This is a genomic window from Thermosipho sp. 1244, from assembly GCF_018588215.1.
GTDB classification, from domain to species: domain Bacteria; phylum Thermotogota; class Thermotogae; order Thermotogales; family Fervidobacteriaceae; genus Thermosipho; species Thermosipho affectus.
Genome location: NZ_LNGA01000009.1, coordinates 40,348 through 50,675, shown reverse-complemented (window position 1 = coordinate 50,675; position 10,328 = coordinate 40,348). Strand labels below are relative to the sequence as shown.

At 34.4% G+C, this 10,328-nt stretch carries 8 protein-coding genes; all 8 read right to left on the bottom strand.

Annotated elements, in window-relative coordinates; all coding sequences use genetic code 11:
- Positions 1–666: 666 nt before the first annotated feature.
- On the bottom strand, positions 667–1,452 hold the full coding sequence (gene flgG, locus AS157_RS01540; protein ID WP_075665592.1) for a flagellar basal-body rod protein FlgG: 786 nt from the start codon (positions 1,450–1,452) through the stop codon (positions 667–669).
- Between the two features lie 14 nt (positions 1,453–1,466).
- Positions 1,467–2,168, bottom strand: a complete 702-nt coding sequence (locus AS157_RS01535; protein ID WP_077289021.1) for a flagellar hook-basal body protein — start codon at positions 2,166–2,168, stop codon at positions 1,467–1,469.
- 9 nt (positions 2,169–2,177) lie between these two features.
- Positions 2,178–3,185 (bottom strand): rod shape-determining protein, encoded by a 1,008-nt coding sequence (locus AS157_RS01530; RefSeq protein WP_077289020.1) that lies wholly within the window; start codon positions 3,183–3,185, stop codon positions 2,178–2,180.
- Positions 3,172–4,041 carry a DMT family transporter gene (locus tag AS157_RS09675; RefSeq protein ID WP_077289019.1) on the bottom strand — a complete coding sequence of 290 codons (870 nt, stop codon included), beginning with the start codon at positions 4,039–4,041 and terminating at the stop codon, positions 3,172–3,174. Before AS157_RS09675 ends, AS157_RS01530 begins: the two co-directional genes overlap by 14 nt.
- On the bottom strand, positions 4,038–4,538 hold the full coding sequence (locus AS157_RS01520; protein WP_077289018.1) for a TIGR00725 family protein: 501 nt from the start codon (positions 4,536–4,538) through the stop codon (positions 4,038–4,040). The genes AS157_RS09675 and AS157_RS01520 overlap by 4 nt, the downstream gene beginning before the upstream one ends.
- Before the next feature lie 37 nt (positions 4,539–4,575).
- A complete protein-coding gene (gene ileS, locus AS157_RS01515; RefSeq protein WP_077289017.1) occupies positions 4,576–7,302 on the bottom strand; it encodes an isoleucine--tRNA ligase in 2,727 nt (908 codons plus the stop codon).
- Positions 7,303–7,386: 84 nt separating this feature from the next.
- The gene (locus tag AS157_RS01510) at positions 7,387–7,746 is read right to left on the bottom strand and encodes a response regulator (protein WP_075665586.1); all 360 of its coding nucleotides are present in this window, start codon (positions 7,744–7,746) and stop codon (positions 7,387–7,389) included.
- 43 nt (positions 7,747–7,789) lie between these two features.
- A complete protein-coding gene (pulA, locus tag AS157_RS01505; protein ID WP_077289016.1) occupies positions 7,790–10,321 on the bottom strand; it encodes a type I pullulanase in 2,532 nt (843 codons plus the stop codon).
- Positions 10,322–10,328 lie beyond the last annotated feature (7 nt).

The following is a 10,328-nucleotide window of genomic DNA, read 5'->3' as shown; positions in this document are numbered from 1 at the left end:
AAACACATGATTAACTATAGAAAATTAAAATTAATATAATTAAAAATAATGAAAAAAATATTTTTAAAAAACAAAAATGAAAGGTAAGAAATTTATAACATACAAAAACGATATTATATGGTTAGATAAATACACATGATCAAAGTGAAGGAAGTGATAAAGAGGAAGAAATGATAAAAATGGACTTACTCTGGAAAATAGAATAAATAAAAGAACAATTTATTAATTTTTCAGACGACATAACTTTGGTATTCCATTGAAGTCATATGTTTAGTCTTTTTTTGTATTCCTCTTGTATTCTTCTTTAATCGGACAATTTGAATAGTTATGTAAGTTATATACTGGAAACATCCTACATTCATGAAACGTTTACTCAAGCAAAAAGAAAAATATTTGGCCTTTTTAACATATCCTAGAGATGTAAGAAAATACAACTATACAGCAAATACCGTGGAAATATTTAATAGCGTGTTTGAGAATGGAATATCCCTTTAATTGGAGATTACTCAAATTTTTAACATCAAATATTTCAACTCAGACACATAATTATTGATTAGTCTTCTTTACTTAGTCGATTTATTACTTCAATGGCTTACAAAAAAACCCCCTAAGTGATAAAACCACTAAGGGGGTGTTTTTTGTTCAGTGTAAATTTGTAAGTTATTTTTACCTCTTCATATTACTTGCGGTTCTTAACATTTCATCTGCAGTTTGAACGGTTCTTGAATTTAATTCGTATGCCCTCATTGCACTTATCATATCTACCATTTCTTTTACTATATCAACATTTGATTTTTCCACATATCCTTGGAGAATCGTTCCAAATCCATCTTGTCCTGCTGTACCCTCTACAGGTGCGCCACTTGCAGGAGTTTCAAGGTATAAATTATCACCTATAGCTTTTAGACCTGAAGGATTTATAAACCTTACTAATGTAATTGTTCCCAAATTTTGTAGAGTTCCATCCTGAAGTTCAGCAGTAACAATACCATCTGGTGATATGCTTAGTGCTACTGCATTTTGTGGGACAACAATATTAGGCGAGAGTAGATTACCATTGCTTGTAATTATTCTTCCATTACCATCTACTTTGAATTGTCCATCTCTTGTGTATGCTATTCTACCATCTTGGAGTTGTACTTGGAAAAAACCATCACCAGAAACTGCCAAGTCTAATGAATTTCCTGTTCTCTCAAGATTTCCTTGTGTAAAGATTCGTGTTGTTGCGGATAATTTTGTTCCATGTCCTACATATATGCCGGTAGGATGTAACGAATTTTGAGCAGTTGCAGCGCCGGCGTTTTTAGAGTAATCATACAAGAGGTCTTGAAATTCTGTCTTTACCTTTTTGTAACCCGCAGTATCCACATTGGCGATATTATTTGAAAGAGTATCCAATTTAAATTGTTGAGCCCACATTCCCGTTGCTGCTGTGTAAAGACCATTAATCATTTCTTAAACACCTCCTATTTTAAATTTCCTGCAGAGTTAATAGATTTATTAAGCAGTTCATCGTGAACTGTAACGGCCTTTGATAGAGTTTCATAATGTCTTGTTGCTTCGATCATCTTAACCATTTCACGTACTATGTTTACATTTGATTTTTCTATATAACCTTGTAAAATCCTAAAATTTTTCTTTGCTTTTTCTTGTCCTTCGAAGAACGTATAACCTATCTTTTTGGGATTTTCCAAATCAACCACCAATATTTTTTCAATTAAATTATCATCTGTCTTAAGTTTTTGCCCATCTTTTCCTAAAACATAGGCTCCATCATAGTTTACTAAAAAGCCTTCATCATTTACTTTAAAGTTTCCAGCACGCGTGTATAACCTTTTTCCATTATTTTCCAATACGAAGAAACCTTCGCCATCAATTGCAAAATCTAATGCATTTCCCGTATGCTCTATTACGCCTTGTGAAAGATTGGTTTTCACCTGATCCAGAATGAGTGCTTGTTCAAAATTACCTATTTTTTTTATTTCCACTTTTTTTTCTTGTGGCATAGGATTGAAAGAGTACAAATTTTTATCAAAATATGCTTTAAATGCCAAAGAATCAGACTTATACCCAGCTGTTTCGGCGTTTGATATGTTGTTTGAAAGGGTATCAAGTTTTGTAATATCTGCTAGCATTCCCATGGATGCAAGATAAATTCCTTTGTACATATTTTCACCTCATTCGTATGTTACTGCCACCTCATTTAATAATTCTTCATCCTCTAGTAAAATTCCTGTACCTCTTGCAACACATGTTAATGGATCTTCTGCGATTTTACATGGTACACCTATTTCATCGTAAATGGCCTTATCAATACCCCTTAACAATGCCCCACCGCCTGTTATAACAATACCTTTTTCCATTATATCTGCGGAAAGTTCTGGAGGTGTTTTTTCAAGTACCACTTTTATTCTAGATATTAAATTTTCGATTATTGGTTTCAAAATTTTATAAACATCGTTGGAGTTGAGTTTATCTGTTCTAGGAAGTCCTGTTACTGCATCTCTTCCCTTTACGTCCATTTCAAAATCTTCCACTTCTGGATGTGCTTTTCCTATTCTTTTTTTGATTTCTTCAGCTGTTGATTCACCGATTATTAGGCCAAGGATTTTTCTTACACTTTTTACAATTGTGTCATCCATAGAATCTCCTGCGAGTTTTACCGAATCACCTACAACGACTCCACCCAAGCTTATCACCGCAATATCCGTTGTTCCACCACCTATATCGACGATGATATTTCCTTCTGGTTTTGTAACGTCAATTCCAGCCCCAATTGCAGCTGCAAGTGGTTCAGATACAACATATACTTTTTTAGCACCAGCACTCATAGCTGCATCAAATACCGCTCTTTTTTCCACTGTTGTAGTTTTTGCTGGGATTCCAATAACCATATTTGGTTTTAGGAAGAATCCCTTTGTTACTTTCTTCATAAACATCTTAAGTACTTCCGAAATAATAGTATAGTCGGCTATAACCCCGTCTTTCATTGGTCTAATGGCAACGATACTTTCTTCAGGGGTTTTACCTATCATTTCTTTTGCCTCATCACCTATTGCAATGATTTTACCCGTTTTTTTGGAAATTGCCACTACAGAGGGTTGGTAAAGTACAATTCCCTTTCCTTTTTGATACACCAAAAAGTTTGCAGTTCCAAGGTCTATTCCTAAATCATTCTTTCCCATATTTTTCTCTCCTTTCTTCGAACTTTTCAAAAATATATAATCCTGTAACAACTAATATTATACCTGAAACTAGCAAAAATGTTGGCCATCTTTTAAAAAGAATATTTTCAAATATGGCAGTTACAATCGGGATGATATACACAGCATTTGTTGTTGTTCTATCTCCTAGTATTTCAATTGATTTGTTCCACAGAATGTATCCCACAGCAGAGCAAAGTATGCCAAGGTAAAGTAATCCAAAAACAACATTAATTGAAAAAATAAGCTTTGGAGTAAAATATGCATATTCAACAAAGGCAAATGGTATTAAAGTAACTACACCCCAAAAAGTAATTTCAAAGACGGCAGTTATCGATGAATGATCGGAAAGTTTTACAATGTGGTGTGTATAAAATACCCAAGAAAGTGCTGCTCCAAATGCAAGCAAATCACCTATAGGGTTAACGTTAAGGTACAATCTACCGTTTAAAATAACAAGTCCTACTCCAACGATTGCAATGGTGGAGCCAATATATTGAAATATATGTGTTTTTTTCTTGTGTACAATTTGGGTAAAAAGTATATACCAAATCGGTGCTGTAGAAACTATCATTGCGGCATTTGTGGGGGTGGTAAATTTTAGGGAAAAATTTTCTGCGACAAAATACATTGTAATTCCCCAAAATCCCGCAAGTATTTTATGAATGTTGAATAAATCTATTTTTCTCTTTTTAGGTACTATAAATAAAACCAGCAATGCTATTAAAAACCTCATAAATGCAGCAAAAAGTGGACTTATTTCCTTTACCACCACACTTGTTGAAATAAAGGAAAGTCCCCAAAAGAGAACTACTAAGATTAAGGGAAGATATCTCACATTAAATCCTCCAATATTTTTAGTATTTCTTCTATACTACTTGCGATTTTGATTTCAACAATCTTTCTGTTATCTAAATATTTACCTTCTATTAGTACTTTTTGGATTGTATCAGTCCATCCTCCAGTTTTGTTAAACAAAATTAGTGGTTTTCCATATGCATATGCCCCTAGTATTTCTATTGCTGTACCTATTTCACCGCCAATGGAAATTACCGCGTCTGCATTTTTTAATAGTATGAAAGATCTCATTTGAAAATCAAGACCTGTTGTAATATCCAAAAAGTTATAGGCATTGCCCTTTTCTTCAAACGGTAAAATGCCTATACATGTTCCATTTTCACTTTTTACTCCCTTTGAGATTGCTTCCATTACTCCACCTCTTCCACCAGTTAGGACGATGTATTTTTTTGAAAGGGCTTTTCCGAGCAAAAAACATATTTTTTCAAGTTTTTTGTCTATTTCTCCAGAGTAACCTATTACAGCGACTTTTTTCATATGCTCCTCCTTTCGAAAAAAGCGGGGAATTCCCCGCTTATTTTCTTTCACCTTTTAAAACAGCTGCACACCTTGGACAGACATCTTTGTAGATTTCATCTTTTCCTACATCTTTGCTATATTTCCAACATCTTTGACATTTTTCACCTTGTGCCTTTTCAACTTTAACACTTGAAAATTCACCTTTGATATCTCCGTTTCCCACTTTTACATCTGAAACGATAAAGAATTCTGCTAGATATTCTTTGTACTTTTCTATTATATTTTGTACATGTTCGTTTACTCCTTCAAGTGTTACATTTGCATCCAATGAGTGACCGATTACATTATTTTTTCTTGCTTCTTCTAACGCTTTTAAAACATCATCACGTACGAGTAATAACATTTTAAAGTCTTCCATAATTTCTTTGTTGATGAATTCCTCTTTTACTTCTGGCCAATGTTCCAAGTGTACTGTTTCGTATTTTTTGAATGGACTTAATTGATACGCTTCTTCTGCGGTGAATACCAAAATAGGTGCAAGCATTTTAACCAATGCCTGTAGTATATAATACATTACAGTTTGTGCTGAGCGTCTGTATATAGAATCTTTTGCTTCAACGTATATCCTATCTTTTATAATATCAAGATAAGTTGCACTAAGTTCTACTGTACAATATTTATTTAACAGGCTATATACTTTTGAATATTCGAACTTTTCAAAGTGATCTGTTACTTGTGAAATTACTTCTTGTAATCTGCCCAGTGCCCATTTATCAAGTGGTAATAGTTTTTCAAATGGGAGTATGTGTTTTTCTTCAAAATCACTGAGATTACCAAGTAAGTATCTTATTGTGTTTCTTATTTTTTTGTACACTTCAACTTGTTGTTGAATGATATTTTTTCCAACTCTGATATTGTCAAAGAAGTCAATGCTTGATACCCATAATCTTAGGATATCGGCACCATATTTGTCTACAATTTCTTTTGGATCTATAACGTTTCCCAGAGATTTACTCATTTTTCTTCCGTGTTCGTCTTTAATAAATCCATGGGTGACGACGGTCTTGTATGGAGCCATGTTTGTATGGGCTACAGACATGAAGATAGAGCTTTGGAACCATCCTCTGTGTTGATCGTCCCCCTCAAGGTATAAGTCCACTGGGAATTTTTCACCCTTTGACCGTATAACCGCTTCAAAAGAACAACCAGAATCTATCCATACATCTAATGTGTCGTAGGTCTTTTCAAAAGAAGTACTATTACATTTTGGGCATTTTACATCTTTGGGTATTAATTCTTCTTCTGAAAGTTCAAACCAAGCATCTGTACCTTTTTCTTGTACTATTTTTATGAAGTTATCTATAACTTTTTCGTCTAAAAATACCTCTCCACAGTTTTTACACTTTATTGCGGGTATTGGAGTTCCCCAGACCCTTTGTCTTGAGATGGTCCAATCTGGTCTTTCTTTTACCATTGACGTTATTCTATTTTCACCCCATTTTGGATGCCACTCTACTTTTTTTATTTCATCCAAGACCTTTTCCCTTAATCCGTTTTTATCAACTGAGATAAACCATTGTGGAGTTGCCCTGAAAATAACAGGATTTTTACATCTCCAACAATGTGGATAACTGTGTTCTATTTTATGTGTTTTTATTAAAGCACCGCTTTTTTCAAGGTCTTCAATTATTACTTTGTTAGCATCCCATATTTTTAAACCAGCGTATTTTCCCGCTTCTTTTGTAAATACACCTTCTTCATTTACTGGTGAAAGTACGGGTAAGTTATATTTTAAGCCTGTTAAATAGTCTTCTGCACCGTGCCCTGGTGCCGTGTGTACACATCCCGTTCCATCTTCCAGTGTAACGTAATCCGCAAGCACTACAAGAGATTTTCTGTCAATAAAGGGATGTTTTGCAGTTTTGTATTCCAAATCTTTTCCTTTGAATTTTTCTACAATTGTGTATTCTATTTCCGTTTCAGCGGCAAATTTGTTCAATAAACCTTCGGCAACTATCCAGTATTCGTTGTTTACTTTTATTTTTACATAATCATAATCTGGGTGTACTGCAATTGCAACATTTGCTGGAAGAGTCCAGGGAGTTGTTGTCCATATGACTATATATGTGTCTTTTTCAAGTTCAAATTTTACGTATATAGATGGTGATGAATGATCATGGTATTCAACTTCTGCTTCTGCAAGTGCGGTTTTACAAGTTGGACACCAGTATACGGGTTTGTTTCCCCTATAAACATTTCCATTTTTTACAAGTGTTTTGAAAATGTTTAAAATGTGTATTTCGTATTTGGGATCAAGCGTAAGGTATGGATTATCCCAATCACCACGTACTCCCAACCTTTTAAATTGTTCCCTTTGAATATCTACAAAGTTTAGGGCAAATTCTTTACATTTTTTTCTGATTTCAACTGGTGACATTTCCTTTATCTTTTCACCCATTTCCACTGACACCCTATGTTCAATGGGAAGACCATGGGTATCCCAACCGGGCACATATGGTGCATAGTACCCCCTCATGGTCTTGTATCTAATAACTATATCTTTTAGGATTTTATTTGTAGCTGTTCCAATGTGTATATTTCCATTTGCATATGGAGGGCCATCATGTAGTACAAATTTTGGTTTACCCTCTCTTGATTTCAATACCAATTTGTATTCATCCATTTCTTGCCATTTTTTCAACATTTCAGGTTCTTTTTTCACAAGGTTAGCCCTCATAGAAAACTGAGTTGAAGGCAAGTTCAACGTTTCTTTGTAATCCATCTTCTACACCTCCATATATTTTAACTTGTATTATTAACAAAAAAGGTGGCCCTCCCGCCACCTTTTATTGGGGGAGGGCTTATCTTACATATTAATTATTTTTGCAATAGTATCTTTTAATTCCGTTAAATCGGAAGATTTAACTACGTATGCATCTGCTGCCCATGAAGCAAGATCGCTTTTATAATGGGAATAGGCGGTCAAAATAATGATTTTTGCGTCCTTTTTCATCTCACGAATTTTCCCAGCAACTTCAAGCCCATTCATGCCGGGCATTTCAATATCCACTGTTACAAGGTCGTACTCTTTTGATCTAAATTTTTCCAATGCTTCTTGTCCATTTCTTGCTTCATCTACTTCGTATCCACTTTCTTCGAGCTCTTCTGTTATTAAAAGTCTCATATTATCTTCGTCTTCTACAACTAATATTCTTTTTTTAGACATGCTATCACCCCTCAGAGAAATACTACATTAAATTATATCACAATTATTCATTCTTGTACAAAACATAGGCGGAAATTCCTTCTAATACTAGTTTACCAGAAACTGTTTTTATTACTTTAGTGCCTGCTGTTTCTCCATTTACAACTAAATTCCAATTACCTTCTGGTAAATCATATTCTATAGAATTTACATTACCGTTGTATATAACCAAAATGTCTTTCCATGTGTCGTTTCTTGCGTTGTCGTGGATTATAAAGGAAACAACCCTTCTTTTTCTACTGGATAGAATTTTTAGATGTTTTTTAATTTCTTCTGCTGTTGTCATTCTAAACGCAGGGTGTTGTTTTCTAAGGTTAATAAGTCCCTTGTAATATTCAAAGACATCCAAATATTCATATTTTCTTTGGTAGTCAAGGCCATTTATAGAAATAGGTGCATTATATGAATTTTCGTTGAATTTCTTTGTTCTAGCAAAATCTTGACCTGCGTGTATGAATGGTATTCCTTGAGATGTTAGGAGTATAGCACCTGCAAGTTTTTGAGAATTTTTGAGCATTTCATCTGTCCATTTGTATTTTTTGTCGTATTTTGCGGCAAGTGCATTTTTATCCCAAAGTGTATGGTTATCGTGACATGCAACATAATTAATAGTTTCTTCTGGATCACTTGCGAAGCTTTTGATTCTTGAGTCATAATGTATACTACCCACAACACCTCTTTTTACGCGTGTTTCTTTTCCTATTGCTCCCATTAAAAATCCTTTAACCTTTTCGTTGAAAACAGAACCTCTTAAAGCATCTCTAAACTCGTCGTTGAATGCCGCAATATGTGTGTTTGCTACATCTGATTTACCAAACCTTATTGGTGCACCCCAGCCACCCCAAGGTTCACCGTACAGTATAATTGTTGGATCAATTGCATGGATTTTTTTCTCAAGTGACAACATTGTTTTTTTATCCATTAGTCCCATTTGATCAAATCTAAATCCATCAACGTGGTATTCGTTTATCCAATAAAGTAGTGTATCAATAACGTATTTTCTCATCATAGGTCTTTCAGTTGCAATAACATTTCCACAACCGCTTTCGTTTAGGTAGGCTCCGGTTTTATCTAATCTGTAGAAGTAATAAGGAACAGTTTGATCAAATGCGGAAAGTTTGCCAATTCCAAATGTATGTGGAAAGACCATATCAAGTATTACCCTTATACCTTTTTCGTGTAATTTTTGAACCATCTTTTTAACCTCAAAGATTCGTGTGTATGGATTTTTTGGATCTGTTGAATATCTTCCTTCTGGAACTGTAAAAAGGTAAGGATCATATCCCCAATTGTAACTTTTTTCGAAATCCTTGTTTTCTTCATCTCCTGTGTAAAAATCAAACATTGGAAGAATGTGAACGTGTGTAACTCCAAGTTCTACAAGGTGTGATAATCCCGTTGTAACTCCACCAGGACCTGTTGTGTTTTCCTCAACCAATCCCAAGTAAGTAGCTTTATTTTTTACACCTGAATTATCAAGTCCTGTCATATCTGCAATATGTATTTCATAAATTATGGCATCTTCGAGTGCTTCCATGTAAGGTCTTGTATCATTTTTCCAGTCTTTTGGATTTGTTTTAGAAAGGTCTACCACGGCGCTTTTTAAGCTATTTTTGTAAACGGCCTTGGAGTAGTAGTCTACGGTTTCTCTAACTTTACCGTAACTTTCAAATCTGTATTTGTAAAAGATACCATCTAAGTCACCGTCAACTTTTGCTTCCCAAACACCATTTCCAACGTATGTCATATCAACAACTTTGTATGGCTTTTTGTCTTCTCCGTTTTTGTATAGTAAAACTTGTGCCGTTTTTGAAACGGGGGACCATGTTCTAAAGATTGTACTGTCTTTTGAGTAGATATAACCTAGTTTTCCATCGAAGTATAAATTATCTAAGACATCTAACATGTAAACAGTAGACGGTGAGAAGCCCTCTATTAACAATTTAACATCTTTTCTAAAATCATCTTCTGTAAGTGGTGTTTCTAAAACTATTTTTATATAGTTTGTCTTAGAGAGGTCCGTTGGATCTGCTTTTTCAATTTTAGATACCTTTTTTTCCTTGCCGTCGACCGTTACCTTAACTCCTTTGAATGTTTTTGTGTCAATCGCATTTGTCAAATATGCTTCTATGATGTTTGAAGCTTTTGCAGCTGCAAAAAATACTCTTGGTTTTGTATCTGGCTTTTTTGTGTATATTTCTTCAACTCCTTGCAAAATCCACACCTCCGCTTTTCCATCTTTAATGTCTATAAATCTATCTTTGGCTACATCTTTTGCTTGCCATTCGTTAAGTCGTACGATAATTCCAACTTGTTCAAGGTCCATATCAAGCACTATCTTGGCAACCACACCAAAGTCATCTTTTTCCGTGAATGCGTATGATTTTCCGTCCATGGCAACGGGTTTCATAGGCCATATCCATAAATTCCATCCGTTGTAGTTACCATCAAAGCGGTGATAATGGACAACAATGGTTGTTGAGGAAATAGCAATCAATGAAAGTAAAACAAACAGAAAGACAAATACTTTTTTCATAGAAAAC